The following is a 13,205-nucleotide window of genomic DNA, read 5'->3' as shown; positions in this document are numbered from 1 at the left end:
GCCCTGGCAGCCCAACTCACTCACGGCTGTCAGCCCACTCGTGCCAGGACGTGGGCCGGGGGCTCGACGCCCGGTGGGAGGAGCGGGCAGGGGTCGGGCTTGTCGAACGTGGTCCGCACCGGCAGGACTCCGGCCCACGCCGCCCCCGTCGCGACGTCGGCCTCCTCGTCCGCCGGTGCGCCGGTGCGGACCTTCACGCTGGCCTCGGTGAGGTCCAGCGCGAGCACGGCGGTGGCCGCGAGCTCCTTGCGGCTCGGCTGCCGGGCGTGGTCCCACGAGCCGGGCGTGGTGTGTTCGACGATGGCGCGCAGCGCGTCGAGCTTCTCGTCCGCCTCGGTCACCAGCCGGGCGTCGCCGTGCACGACGGCGGAGCGGTAGTTCGCCGAGTGGCTGAACACCGAACGCGCGTACACGAGCCCGTCCAGCAGTGTGACCGTCACGCACACCGGGGCCTGCGCACCGCTGCGCAAGCTCACCGCCGCGCTCGATCCGTGCAGGTAGACGGTGTCCTCGAGGCGTCCGTAACACGTGGGCAGCACGAGCGGGGCGTCGCCGGCGATCACACCGAGATGGCAGATCAACGCCTCGTCCAGCAGCGCGTGCAGTTCTGCGCGATCGTCGCGCGCCCGCTCACGGTGCCGGCGCGGGGTGCTGCGGGTGGTGGGGGACAGGGGTGACTTCGGGCTCATGGTCTCGATAGTGCGCGACCCGGGTGGCATTCTGGTAGTGCCATTTATGAGCGAAGATGGCAGTCCACTTGCCGAGTGAGGTGCCTGGTGCCGGTTGACGACCTGCCGATCGTGCTGGACAGAGGTAGTACCGAGCCGCTGGCTGTCCAGGTGGCCGACGCGCTGCGCAACGCCGCGAGCACCGGGACGCTGCGCGTCGGCGACCGGCTGACCTCCACCAGGGAGCTCGCGGCGCGGCTCGGTGTGAGCCGCACGGTGACCGCCGCCGCGTACGACCAGCTGCTCGCGGAGGGCTGGCTGGCCGGGCGCCGCGGCTCCGGGACGTTCGTGACCGCCGCGCCGCCGAACCTCACCCCCGCGTGCCCGACCGGACCGTCGAGGTCCACCGGTCCGAGCGCGCCGCCGGCCACCACGGTCGACCTGACGGCGGGCAGGCCCTGCCTGGATGCGCTGGACCGGGCCGCGTGGCGACGCGCCTGGCGCGCGGCGGGGGATCGCATGCCCGCGCCGTCGCCCGAGTTCGCCGGACATCCCGACTTCAGCCAGGCCGTGGTCGACCACCTGCTGCGCCACCGGGGGCTCGCCGCGTCGCCCGAGCACGTGCTGGCCACCTCGGGCACGACCAGTGGGGTGGCCGAGGTCGCCGCACAGCTGCCGCGAGGAGCCACGGTCGCGATGGAGGAGCCCGGCTACCAGCGTGCCGCCGTGACGCTGGAGGCCGCCGGGCTGCGGGTCGTCACGGTTCCGGTCGACGAGAACGGCATGCGGGTCGACCGGCTCCCGGACCGGATCGCGGCCGTCTACTGCACCCCCGCGCACCAGTTCCCGCTCGGCTCCAGGCTCTCCGCCGACCGGCGGGTCGCGCTGGTCCGGCGGGCCAGGGACGAGGGCTTCCTGGTGCTGGAGGACGACTACGACGGCGAGCTGCGCTACGACGTCGCCCCGCTGCCGCTGCTCGCCTCGCTGTGCCCTGACGTGGTGGTGCACCTGGGCACCACGAGCAAGCTGCTCACCCCGACGCTGGGCACCGGGTGGCTCGTCGCCCCACCGGAGATGCACCGCCGGATTCTCCGGACGCGCCAGCGCAACTGCCACCGTCCGTCGCCGGCCGGTCAGATGGTGTTCGCCGCGTTCGCCGAGTACGGCGACCTGTCCAGGCACCTGCGGCGCCTGCGCCGCGAGCTTTCCGAGCGCAGGGCGATGGTGGTCGACATGCTGCGCTCGGTCGACGTCGAGTTCCAGGGCGACGCCGCGGGGGCGCACCTGATGGTGCCGCTGCCCGGTGCGGAGGAGGAGGCCGCGGTGGTCGCGGGCGCGGCGGAGGCCGGCGTGACGGTGCCGGGCCTGCTCGACTACCACCACGGCAGGCCATCCGTCTTCGGGATCTCGATCGGCTATGCCAGCGCCGGGCGCGCTGACCTGGACTGGGGCGTCGAGCTCGTGGCGAAGGTGGCTGCCGAGGCGCTCCGGAGCTGAGACGGTCGTTACGCTGCTCGACATGGAACAGCCCCCTTCTGGCCACCGCGGGATCCGAGTGGCGGTCGTCTTCGGCGGCCGCAGCAGCGAACACGGCATCTCGTGCGTGTCGGCGGGTAGCGTGCTGGGCCACCTGGACCGCGAGCGTTTCGAGGTGGTCCCGGTGGGGATCACCCCGGACGGTGGCTGGGTCCTCGGCGAGGACGACCCCGCCGCGTTGACCATCCGCGACCGCGAGCTACCCACGGTGGACCACACCAGGTCCGCGGTGGCGCTGCCGGCGGACCCGACGGTCGGCGGGCTGGTCCACCTGGATCAAGGCCGCGCCGGTGAGGTACTGAGCGGTGTCGACGTGGTGTTCCCCGTGCTGCACGGGCCGTACGGCGAGGACGGCACGATCCAGGGTCTCCTCGAGCTGACCGGCACGCCCTACGTGGGTGCCGGCGTCCTGGCCAGTGCGGTCGGGATGGACAAGGAGTTCACCAAGAAGCTGCTGGCGGTCGAGGGACTGCCGGTGGGTGACCTGGTCGTCCTTCGCCCCGGGACCGACACACTGACGCTGTCGCAGCGCGAACGGCTGGGGCTGCCGGTCTTCGTCAAGCCCGCGCGCGCCGGCTCGTCGGTCGGCATCACCAGGGTCACCGACTGGGCCGATCTGCCCGCCGCGATCGACACCGCCCGCCGGCACGACCCGAAGGTGCTGGTCGAGGCCGCCGTGTCCGGCCGGGAGATCGAGTGCGGTGTGCTGGAGTTCCCGGACGGCTCGATCCGGGCGAGCCTGCCCGCCGAGATCCGGGTGGTCGGCACGGACGGTGAGGTGCCGGAGTTCTACGACTTCGCCGCCAAGTACCTCGACGACGTCAGCGAGTTCGACATCCCGGCGAAGCTGGACGACGTCACGACGGAGAAGGTGCGCGAGCTGTCCATCGCCGCCTTCGCAGCGCTGGACTGCCAGGGTCTGGCCAGGGTCGACTTCTTCGTGGGAGACGACGGCATGCCGGTCATCAACGAGATCAACACGATGCCCGGGTTCACCCCGATCTCGATGTACCCGAGGATGTGGGCGACGACCGGTGTCGAGTACTCGGCCCTCCTGACGATCCTGATCGAGACGGCGATCGCCCGAGGCACCGGCCTGCGCTGACCCGAGCCTGGGTGACTGTGCACGCGTTCGTGCTGCGTCGCACATGTCCGGACATGTGCGACACAGCACGAACGCGTGCACAGTGCCCGCGCTGTGCGAGCTGGTTTCGCTCAGCCGGTGCGTGGGGGGAGCGTTGTGGCGATCTTGTCGGAGATCGTCTGGATAGGGGCGGTGCCCAGGCCTCTCGGCACCGTGAGGGCGACGTAGACCTGGCGGTCGGCCGTGATGAAGGTGTCCATCTCCGGTTCGGACAGGACCAGCCACCCGACCTTGTCGATCGCGATCAGCTCCGACGTGGGTGTGAGCTCGGCGGGCCTGGGCAGGCCGCAGCGCAGCACGACCGACTGGTCGCGCCTGCCCCATGCGGCGGCGCCGTCGGGTGCGGGGTCGGCGAGCCGGAGGCGGTGCAGCACGTCGCCGCCGCTGCTCAGCTCGCCGGGCAGTGCCTGGAGCAGCCGGACGCACGACTCGGACTTCGCGTCGGGCGCGTCGACCGGTACCAGCGCCAGCGGCCGGTCGTTGTCGGCGGGCGGGGTGACCGAGGCGGAGCGGCCGTAGACCAGACCGAGGACCACGGCCGCCACGACGAGCAGCGCTGGCAGAGCGAACATGATCACCGTGGCCGGGTGACGGCGGTCCTCCGGTCCTCGGGTGGTGGCTGTCTTGTTCAGGACAGATGCACCACAGGGCAGGTCAGCGTGCGGGTGATGCCGGCAACGTTCTGGACCTGGGCGACGACCAGCTGACCGAGGGTGTCCACGGTCTCCGCCTCGGCGCGCACGATCACGTCGTAGGGGCCGGTCACATCCTCGGCGGCGATCACTCCGGCAAGACCGGCGATCTCGCTCGCCACCGCGGAGGCCTTGCCGACCTCGGTCTGGATCAGGATGTACGCCTGGATCACGGCGTGGCCCCTTCCTGGGTATCGGTGCGGCAGTTCTGGGAGGAACGTACCGTGGCGCTGCCGAGCACTCCGAGACGTCCTCGGATGAACGGCACAGGGCGGATGAGGGAAAGTGTGGTCCATGTCCGGTGCACCCGCTGATCGAGAAGCAAGCGTTGCCGAGGTGGGCGAGTTCGGGCTCATCTCCCGCGTGACGGCCGGCCGGGTGCACCCGGCCAGCACACTGCTCGGGCCGGGCGATGACGCCGCGCTGGTCGCGGCACCGGACGGCAGGGTCGCCGCGAGCGTCGACATGCTCGTGCAGGGCGTGCACTTCCGGCTGGACTGGTCGACCCCGGAGCAGATCGGGCGTAAGGCAGCGGCCGTCAACATGGCGGACGTGGCGGCGATGGGCGCGGTGCCGACCGCGCTCCTGGTCGGGCTGGGATGCCCGCCGACGACCCGCTCCGACCTGGCGGAGGGGCTGGCCGACGGTCTGTGGGCCGAGGCGATGACGCAGGGCGCGGGGGTGGTGGGCGGTGACGTCGTGTCCGCGCCGTCCGTGACGATCTCGGTGACGGTGCTGGGCGATCTCCAGGGACGCCCGCCGGTGACCAGGTCCGGCGCCCGGCCCGGTGATGTCCTGGCGGTGGCCGGGCGCCTCGGCTGGGCCGCCGCTGGTCTTTCCGTGCTGACCAGGGGCTTCCGTTCACCCGTGGAGGTGGTCGGCGCGCATCGGGTTCCCGCGCCGCCCTACGCGGCCGGTCCGGAAGCGGCGGCGGCGGGCGCCACGTCGATGATCGACGTCTCGGACGGCCTGCTCGCCGACCTGGGGCACGTGGCCGAGGCATCCTCGGTGAGCATCGACGTTCGCTCCGAAGCCCTGCCGCCGGCGACGAGGCTCGTCGAGGTGGCCGCCGCCCTCGGCGCGGACCCGATGCGCTGGGTCCTGACCGGCGGCGAGGACCACGCACTGGTGGCGACCTTCCCTCCCGACGCGACGCTGCCCCCCGCCTGGACCCCGATCGGCTCGGTGTCGGAGGGCACGGGCGTCACGGTCGACAACACCCCCTACGACGGCGCGGCAGGCTGGGACCACTTCTCCTCGTGAGTGGTGAGGGCGCCTCCGGGCGCCCTCACCACTCACGACCAGCACACACCTGCCACCCGCACCCCCTCCCGGAGCGGCACGAATGTGGCTTTAGGGACGTTCAACGTCCCTAAAGCCACATTCGTGTCATGGTGGGGACGGGACTAGCGGGGGATCGGGACGCCTCGGATGGAGGCGTCCAGGAGCTGGACGGGGTGCATCAGAGGTGGTGGGGGCGGGGCGCCTTCCGCCGTCATGTGGCGGCGGATCTGCAGGAGGCAGCCGGGGTTGGCGGTCACCACCATGTCGGGGTTCGCGGCGCTGATGTTCGCGGCCTTGCGGACACCCAGGTCGGCCGCGGCGTCCGGCTGGACCAGGTTGTAGATGCCCGCCGAACCGCAGCACAGCTCGGGCTCGGCGACCTCGACCAGCTCCAGGTCCGGGATCGTGCGCAGCACCGCGCGCGGCTGCGCCCGGACGCCCTGGGCGTGCCCGAGGTGACATGCGTCGTGGTAGACGACGCGGGCCCGGATGGGATGGCGCGGCGCTCGTGGTTCGAGGTCGGCGAGCACCTCGTTGACGTCCTTCACCTTCGCGCTGAACGCGGTCGCGCGCGCCGCCCACTCCGGATCGTCGGACAGCAGCTGCCCGTACTCCTTCATCGACGAGCCACAGCCCGCGACGTTGGCGACGACGGTGTCCACGTCGAGCCGCTCGAACCGTTCGATCGTCTTACGCGCCCTGGCCAGCGCGCTCGGCTCCCGGCCGGCGTGCAGCTCCAACGCGCCGCAGCACTGCTGGTCGCGGGGGATGAGCACGTCGCAGCCCTCGGCGGCGAGCACCCGGGCGGTCGCTGCGTTGACCGGGTGGAAGAACACGTCCTGCACGCAGCCGGTGAGCAGCGCGACCCTGCGCCGGGCCGGGCCGCGGGCGCTGACCTCCTCCGGCAGCCGGGCGAACGCGTCACGCAGCCTCACCGGTGGCAGCAGCGACTCCATCGCCGCGAGCCGTCCCGGAAGCTTCGCGGTGAGCTTCCGGACCGGCCCCAACGTGCGCAACCGCTGGTAGAGCGCTCCCGGCAGCGCGGCGGCGCGCAGCCGCCGCCGGTAGGGGAACAGCGCGAAGATCGCCTCGCGGAACAACCGGTCGCCCCGGGTGCGGGGCACGTTGCGTTCCAGCTGCGGGCGAACCGACTCGAGGAGCCGGTTGTACTGCACGCCGGACGGGCACGCGGTCACGCACGCCATGCAGCCCAGGCACGCGTCGATGTGCTCGTGCAGCGCGCCGTCGAGCCCGATCTCGCCGTTGGCCGCCATGTCCATCAGATAGATCCGGCCGCGCGGCGAGTCCATCTCCTCGCCCCACAGCTGGTACGTGGGGCAGGTCGGCAGGCAGAACCCGCAGTGCACGCAGTCGCTCAGCAGCTCCCGCTCCGGCGGCCGGTGCGGGTCGAACGCACTCGGGCCGGTCTGGGGCAGCTTGCTCTCGGCGGCTCCGCCGGACGTCGTGCTCACAGGGACCTCACATCCATGGTGCGAACCGTCCGGCGCCGAGGCGGCCGTCCGGGTCGAGCTCGGTCTTGACCGCCCGGAGCACACCGATCGCCGAGGGCTCCACACCCCAGCCGGGCACGGTGGAGCCGGAAGGACGTCGGCGCAGCGTCGAGGTGCCGCCCACCCGATGCACCAGCCGATGGGCATCGGGGACCGCATCGACCGGCACGGCCACGGTCGCGATGCCGGTGGCCAGCCCGGCGACGGGAGCCCGCGCCGCCAGCGTGTCGACCAGCTCGACCAGCAGCGGAGCCAGCCGGGACGGCCGGGCGCCGATCCGCAGGATGGCCGCACCCGTCGGGGGTTGCCCGACCAGGCGGGCGTGTTCGTCCCAGGCGTCGTCGGCATCGGCCTCGGGCGACCGCACCGCGCCGTCGAGCAGCTCCACCAGCCGGCCGACTCTCCGGTCCAGGGCGGCCGACGTACCCTCCACCCGCACGAACAGCTCGTCACCGAACCATTCGACGGCCACCGGCTCCAGGGGGCTGGCCAGGAGAGTGGCGGTCCGTTGTGCGGCCTCGGTCAACGAGCAGGCCAGCCGGACCGTGGCGGTCGCCTCCGGCAGCGGGTGCAGCCGCAGCACCGCCTCCGCGACGAGCGCGAGCGCGCCGTGGCTGCCGTGCACGAGCTTGGTGAGGTCGTAGCCGGCCACGTTCTTGATCACGTGGCCGCCGCTGTGTGCCACCGTGCCGTCCGCGAGGACCAGGGTCGCGCCGATCACCAGGTCGCGCAGCGACCCGTAGGTCAGCGCCGAGGGCCCGGCGTCCGCCGTGGCGATGAGACCGCCGACGCTGGCGCCGTCGGCCACCCGCGCCGCGTCCAGCGCCACGCGCTGGCCGTGTTCGGCGAGCAGCGTGTTGAGCTCACGCAGCGGGGTACCGGCCCGTACCGAGACGGTCATGTCGGACGGGTTGTGCGCGAGCACCCCGGTCAGCGACGTGGTGTCCAGGACCTGCTCGGCGGGCGTCGCCTGCCCGGCCCAGTCGCCCGCGGTGCCCGCGCCACGGATCTGGACCGGACCGGTGCTGTCGGCGAGCACGGCGGAGGCCTCGGTGACATCGGTGGGGCGCCGCACTGTGGTGGTGTGGTGCGCGTCGGTTTCGGGAGCGCTCATAGTCTTTCGATCACCCCGGCCTCCTCCAGCGGATGCGGCGCGAACTTGCCCGGCCGCTCGCCGCACAACCGGGGCGTGGGCAGCAGCTTGCCCGGGTTGCACAGCTGGTGCGGGTCGAATGCGTCGCGCACCCGCGCCATGACGTCGAGATCGACCTCGGAGAACATCTTCGGCATCGAGCACGCCTTGTCGGTGCCGATGCCGTGCTCGCCGGACAGCGAACCGCCCAGCTCGACGCACAGCTCGGCGATCTTGCCGGACAGCACCTCGGCGCGCTCCGTCTCACCGGCCGCCGCGCTGTAGAGCACGAGCGGGTGCAGGTTCCCGTCGCCGGCGTGGAACACGTTGGCCACGCGCAGGCCGGCCTCGTCGCCCATATCCGCGATCCGGCCGAGTACCTCCGCGAGCCGGGTGCGCGGCACGACACCGTCCTGCACGAAGTAGTCCGGGCTGATCCGCCCGACGGCCGCGAACGCGGCTTTGCGGCCCCGCCAGATCGCCGCCCGCTCCTCGTTGTCGGCCGCGATGTGCAGCCGGGTGCAGCCGTGCTTCTCGCAGATGGCGCGGACCTTCTCGAACTGCCCGTCGCACTCCTCGACCGGTCCGTCCAGCTCGACGACCAGCGCGGCGGGTGTGCCGATCGTGTACCCGGCGTGCACCGCCTCCTCGGCGGCCTCGATGGCGAGCGTGTCCATCATCTCGACCGCGGCGGGCACGATCCCGGCGGCGACGATGTCACTGACGACCTCACCGGCCGCCTGGATCGACGGGAAGTCGGCGAGCAGGGTGCGCACGGTCTCCGGGGTGCGCAGCAGCCGAACGGTGATCTTGGTGGCGATGCCGACGGTGCCCTCGCTGCCCAGGAACACTCCGCGCAGGTCGGGTCCGGCCTGCTCACCGCTGTCGCCGCCCAGGGTGACCACACTGCCGTCGGCGAGGACCACCTCGAGCGCGAGCACGTGGTTGGTGGTGAAGCCGTACTTCAGGCAGTGCGCGCCGCCGGAGTTCTCCGCGACGTTGCCGCCGATCGTGCAGACCTGCTGGCTGGACGGGTCCGGCGCGTAGTACAGGCCGTGCGGTGCCGCGGCGCGGGTGATGTCCAGGTTCGTCACGCCCGGCTCCAGCACCGCGCGGCGGTCCACCGGGTCGACCTCCAGGACGCGGCGCAGCCGGGCGAGGCTGATCACCACCCCGTCCGCGACCGGCAGCGCTCCACCGGACAGCCCGGTGCCCGCGCCCCTGGCGACGAACGGGATGCGATGGGTCGCGCACACCGTCACCGAGGCCGCTACCTCGTCCGCGGTGTGCGGCAGCAGGACCAGGCCGGGGACCACGCGGTACCCGGTGAGCCCGTCGCACTCGTAGCTGCGCAGTCGCGCCAGATCGGTGATCACGTTCGCGGCGCCGATGGCCTGCTGGAAGTCGTGCAGGGCGGCTGCGTCGATGGTCATCACGCACCTCCGCTTGTCTTCCACATAGTGGAATCTATCTACCGCTTTGAGAAATTACCGGTGATACCAGCGAACCGCGCGCCGGGGCATGCGTCAAGGCCCGACACCGTCTCAAAGATGTCCACTAGGCGCGCTCGACACGCCGGTCAGATCTCACCGATCGGGTGACGCTGATCGTGCTATCCGGATCCTCAATCGGTTCCGGTCGTTGGGCTGATCATGCGGCGACGGCGGGCACTCTCGGTAGGTGCCCTGCTGCTCTCGGTAGCGCTGGTCGGGGTGGGCGCGGGCACCGCGCAGGCATCCGAGCCGGTCACCAGCCCCAGGCCGTCGCTGGAGCTTCCCGCCCCGCCCGTGCTGGGGCAGCCGACACGACCCGACCAGGACTCCTTCTACCGTCCGCCCTCGGACCTCGACCGAGGTGAACCGGGTGACCTCATTCGGTCGCGCGTCAGTCACGTCCGGGCTTCGGTGCTGCCGGCTCCGGTACGCGCCTGGCAGGTGCTCTACCGGTCGACGAGCGCTCGCGACGAGTCGAACGCGGTCTCCGGAACCGTCATGGTGCCGGGCACCCCCTGGCTCGGCTCGGGCCCGAGGCCGATCGTCACCTACACGATCGGGACGCACGGGCTCGGCGACCAGTGCGCGCCCTCGTACCAGCTGGCGTCCGGTACCGACGTCGAGTTCACGCTGATGTCCCAGGCGCTGGCCGCGGGCTGGGCGGTCGTGGTCACCGACTACGAGGGTCTCGGCACGCCGGGCAACCACACCTACGTGGTGCAGCGATCGGAAGGTCGCGCCGCGCTGGACATCGTGCGCGCCGCGACGGAGCTGCGCGACGCGGGTCTGTCGAGGAACGCGCCCGTCGGTATCTGGGGTTATTCGCAGGGTGGCGGAGCCGCCGCGTCGGCCGCCGAACAGGCGGAGGACTACGCATCGGACCTGAAGGTCGTCGGTGTTGCCGAGGGCGGCGTGCCCGCTGATCTGCGCGCGGTCGGCCGCAACCTGGACAACAAGCCGTCCTTCGGTCTGCTCGCGGCCGCCGCGGCCGGCATCGACGCCGGTTACCCCGACCTCGACATCTACCACGACCTGCTGAACGACAAGGGCAGGAAACTGATCGACCGGGTGCGCACGGAGTGCACCGAGGAGCTCGCCGGAGAGGGCACTCACCGGCTGAACGAGTTCACCACCGTCGACGACCCGCTGGACTACCCGCCGTTGGTGCGCAAGCTGGAGGTGAACCGGATCGGGGCGCAGGCGCCCAGGGTTCCGGTGCGGCTCTATCAGGCGGGTGCCGACGAGTTGATCCCGGTCGATGTCGCGCACAAGCTCCGGGACGAGTATTGCGGACGCGGGGTGCGTGTGCAGTACACCGAGATTCCAGCGGCGAACCACGTCGCGGGGGCGTTGTCCGGTGGTCCGGGATCCGTTGCCTGGCTGGCGGAACGATTCGCCGGTCACCCGGCGCCGAACTCGTGCGGATGAGGGTCGGTCAGCGAACCTTGGCGAGTGACGGGTCGCGCCACAGCACGACGATCTCGGCCTGCTTGGAGCCGATGACGTCGAGAAGCGCGTTGTCGTCGAAGCCGGGAAGCTCACGCAGGCGGCCGAGCAGCTCGCACACCACGGGGTGGCTGAACGGAACGACCTGCCAGCGGCCGGAGGCCGAACCGAGCAGGAAACACGCGTGTTCCTGCCATGAGCCGTCGGAGCACGTGCGGACCGCTACCTCGGCGAGGTCGAAGCAGGCTTCGTCGATGTCGATCGCGGTCGGCGGCTCGGGGCGAGGCATGATCCGGCGGATCGACTCACTGAGCGGAGCTCGTGGTCGAGGGATGCGAGCGTAAGTCTCGTCACTCGGCATGACCGACTCATCTCCTCGTGTCATGGCGAAGATGGGGAGCCTCCGACATTGTGCAGTTCGTCCCGTTCGGCTCTTGCCGGACGGGTGGCTGACCGAGTCTGTCCAACGGTCGCCGTCATGCGGTGATTGTCTGTGTGAGCATCATCGCCTGTCTAGACCTGAGGCCGAATCTCAGGCGTTCTGGTGCCCCTTATGAGGTGAACGGTGACCAAATTTACTCAGGCGAAACATATCTTGATCATGTGATCGTTACCGCATAGATATTCAGGTCCACCTAACTTCCGCATTGTGGAATGGCGTGTCCGTCTGACAGAAAGTACTCTGCGGCTCATGAGTGCGCAGACGACGCCCAAGATCGAAGTCAAGGCCTATCCGGTGGACCGCGCGGAGGAAGTACTCACTCCTGAAGCGCTGGATTTCGTCGCGTCGCTGCACCGTGAGTTCGACGCGACCCGCCGCGAGCTGCTCGCCGCGCGCGCCGACCGACGAGCCGAGATCGCCCGCACCGGGAAGCTCGACTTCCTCGCCGAGACCGCCGACATCCGCGCCGCCGAATGGCGCGTGGCCGAGGCGCCGCCCGCACTGGCCGACCGCCGGGTCGAGATGACCGGCCCGACCGAGCGCAAGATGACCATCAACGCGCTCAACTCCGGCGCCAAGGTGTGGCTCGCCGACTTCGAGGACGCCACGACACCCACCTGGCACAACGTCGTCGCCGGTCAGGTCAACCTACTGGACGCGCGCACCGGCAAGGTCGAGTACACCAGCCCGGAGGGCAAGGAGTACCGCGTCACCGCGACCGAGCAGCCCACCGTCGTGGTGCGCCCGCGTGGCTGGCACCTCGACGAACGTCACCTCACGGTCGACGGCGAACCGGTCGCGGGTGGCCTCGTCGACTTCGGCCTGTACTTCTTCCACAACCCCTCGGTGCCCTACTTCTACCTGCCGAAGCTGGAGAGCCACCTCGAGGCGCGGCTGTGGAACGACGCGTTCACCTTCGCCGAGCGGGCCAGGGGAGTGGAGCACGGATCCGTTCGGGCCACCGTGCTGATCGAGACCATCACCGCGGCCTTCGAGATGGAAGAGATCCTCTACGAGCTGCGCGAACACGCCTCCGGGCTGAACGCCGGCCGCTGGGACTACCTGTTCTCGGTGATCAAGAACTTCCGGGACGCCGGCCCGGAGTTCGTGCTGCCGGACCGCAACGCGATCACCATGACCGCGCCGTTCATGCGCGCCTACACCGAGCTGCTGGTCTCGACCTGCCACAAGCGCGGCGCGTTCGCCATCGGCGGCATGGCCGCGTTCATCCCGAGCCGCCGCGACCCCGAAGCCAACGAGAAGGCCATGGCGAAGGTCCACGAGGACAAGCAGCGTGAGGCCACGGCCGGTTATGACGGCTCGTGGGTGGCGCACCCGGACCTGGTGTCGATCTGCCGCGACGAGTTCAGCGCGGTGCTCGGCGACCGGCAGAACCAGCTGGACCGGCTGCGTGACGACGTCCAGGTCAGCGCCGAACAGCTCCTCGACGTGGCATCCACGCCGGCCCAGCCGACGGAGGACGGTCTGCGCGGCGACGTCAGCGTCGGCCTGCGCTACATCGAGTCGTGGCTGCGGGGCAATGGCGCCGCCGGCATCAACAACCTCATGGAGGACGCCGCCACCGCCGAGATCTCCCGGTCGCAGGTGTGGCAGTGGGTCCACGGCGGCGTGGCGCTGTCCGACGGTCAGAAGGTCACCGAGGAACTGGTGCGTTCGGTGATCGAGCAGGAGTTCGACAAGATCCGCTCGGCGGAGGGCGACGCGTTCGCCTCCGGTCGCTGGGACGACGCCCGCCAGGTGTTCGAGCAGGTCGCCCTCGCCGACGAGTTCGTCGACTTCCTGACCCTGCCCGCCTACGCCCTCATCGACTGAGCAAAACCGCAGGTCAAACCCCGT

At 71.0% G+C, this 13,205-nt stretch carries 12 protein-coding genes; 5 read left to right on the top strand and 7 right to left on the bottom strand.

Annotation, left to right across the window (positions count from 1 at the left end; genetic code table 11):
- Positions 1 to 29: 29 nt before the first annotated feature.
- A complete protein-coding gene (locus G406_RS0102130) occupies positions 30 to 689 on the bottom strand; it encodes a pyridoxamine 5'-phosphate oxidase family protein (protein WP_037074658.1) in 660 nt (219 codons plus the stop codon).
- 87 nt (positions 690 to 776) lie between these two features.
- Between G406_RS0102130 and pdxR the strand changes: the two genes are divergently transcribed.
- Together pdxR and G406_RS0102120 are read left to right on the top strand one after the other, a co-directional pair.
- Complete coding sequence (gene pdxR, locus G406_RS0102125) at positions 777 to 2,165, top strand: MocR-like pyridoxine biosynthesis transcription factor PdxR (RefSeq protein ID WP_156934628.1); 1,389 nt, start codon at positions 777 to 779, stop codon at positions 2,163 to 2,165.
- Positions 2,166 to 2,187: 22 nt separating this feature from the next.
- Entirely contained in the window at positions 2,188 to 3,309 is a 1,122-nt protein-coding gene (locus G406_RS0102120) for a D-alanine--D-alanine ligase family protein (protein ID WP_028932515.1), read from the top strand.
- 110 nt (positions 3,310 to 3,419) lie between these two features.
- Here the strand turns inward: G406_RS0102120 and G406_RS0102115 are convergent, their stop codons facing one another.
- Complete coding sequence (locus G406_RS0102115; protein ID WP_051341506.1) at positions 3,420 to 3,920, bottom strand: DUF3515 domain-containing protein; 501 nt, start codon at positions 3,918 to 3,920, stop codon at positions 3,420 to 3,422.
- A 56-nt stretch (positions 3,921 to 3,976) separates the two neighbouring features.
- Positions 3,977 to 4,213 (bottom strand): Lrp/AsnC ligand binding domain-containing protein, encoded by a 237-nt coding sequence (locus G406_RS0102110; RefSeq protein WP_028932513.1) that lies wholly within the window; start codon positions 4,211 to 4,213, stop codon positions 3,977 to 3,979.
- Positions 4,214 to 4,334: 121 nt separating this feature from the next.
- Between G406_RS0102110 and G406_RS0102105 the strand changes: the two genes are divergently transcribed.
- Positions 4,335 to 5,303, top strand: a complete 969-nt coding sequence (locus G406_RS0102105) for a thiamine-phosphate kinase (protein ID WP_028932512.1) — start codon at positions 4,335 to 4,337, stop codon at positions 5,301 to 5,303.
- Between the two features lie 143 nt (positions 5,304 to 5,446).
- Here the strand turns inward: G406_RS0102105 and G406_RS0102100 are convergent, their stop codons facing one another.
- The 3 genes from G406_RS0102100 to G406_RS0102090 are packed head-to-tail and all read right to left on the bottom strand — an operon-like array spanning position 5,447 to position 9,400.
- Positions 5,447 to 6,796, bottom strand: a complete 1,350-nt coding sequence (locus tag G406_RS0102100; RefSeq protein WP_028932511.1) for a (Fe-S)-binding protein — start codon at positions 6,794 to 6,796, stop codon at positions 5,447 to 5,449.
- A 7-nt stretch (positions 6,797 to 6,803) separates the two neighbouring features.
- Positions 6,804 to 7,949, bottom strand: a complete 1,146-nt coding sequence (locus G406_RS0102095) for an FAD-binding oxidoreductase (protein WP_028932510.1) — start codon at positions 7,947 to 7,949, stop codon at positions 6,804 to 6,806.
- Positions 7,946 to 9,400: an FAD-linked oxidase C-terminal domain-containing protein gene (locus tag G406_RS0102090; protein ID WP_051341326.1), complete on the bottom strand. Its 1,455-nt coding sequence runs from the start codon at positions 9,398 to 9,400 to the stop codon at positions 7,946 to 7,948. The genes G406_RS0102095 and G406_RS0102090 overlap by 4 nt, the downstream gene beginning before the upstream one ends.
- Before the next feature lie 219 nt (positions 9,401 to 9,619).
- Between G406_RS0102090 and G406_RS44130 the strand changes: the two genes are divergently transcribed.
- Positions 9,620 to 10,888 carry a lipase family protein gene (locus G406_RS44130; RefSeq protein WP_084215708.1) on the top strand — a complete coding sequence of 423 codons (1,269 nt, stop codon included), beginning with the start codon at positions 9,620 to 9,622 and terminating at the stop codon, positions 10,886 to 10,888.
- Positions 10,889 to 10,895: 7 nt separating this feature from the next.
- Here G406_RS44130 and G406_RS0102080 read toward each other — a convergent pair whose 3' ends face one another.
- Positions 10,896 to 11,195, bottom strand: a complete 300-nt coding sequence (locus tag G406_RS0102080) for a hypothetical protein (protein WP_028932508.1) — start codon at positions 11,193 to 11,195, stop codon at positions 10,896 to 10,898.
- A gap of 402 nt (positions 11,196 to 11,597) precedes the next feature.
- Here G406_RS0102080 and aceB point away from each other — a divergent pair, with 402 nt between their 5' ends.
- Complete coding sequence (aceB, locus tag G406_RS0102075) at positions 11,598 to 13,181, top strand: malate synthase A (RefSeq protein ID WP_037074654.1); 1,584 nt, start codon at positions 11,598 to 11,600, stop codon at positions 13,179 to 13,181.
- Positions 13,182 to 13,205: the final 24 nt, after the last annotated feature.

Origin of the sequence: Actinospineispora spinosispora DSM 44797, assembly GCF_000429025.1 — a bacterium.
Lineage (GTDB): Bacteria > Actinomycetota > Actinomycetes > Mycobacteriales > Pseudonocardiaceae > Pseudonocardia > Pseudonocardia spinosispora.
This window is presented reverse-complemented; position numbering and strand designations above follow the sequence as displayed.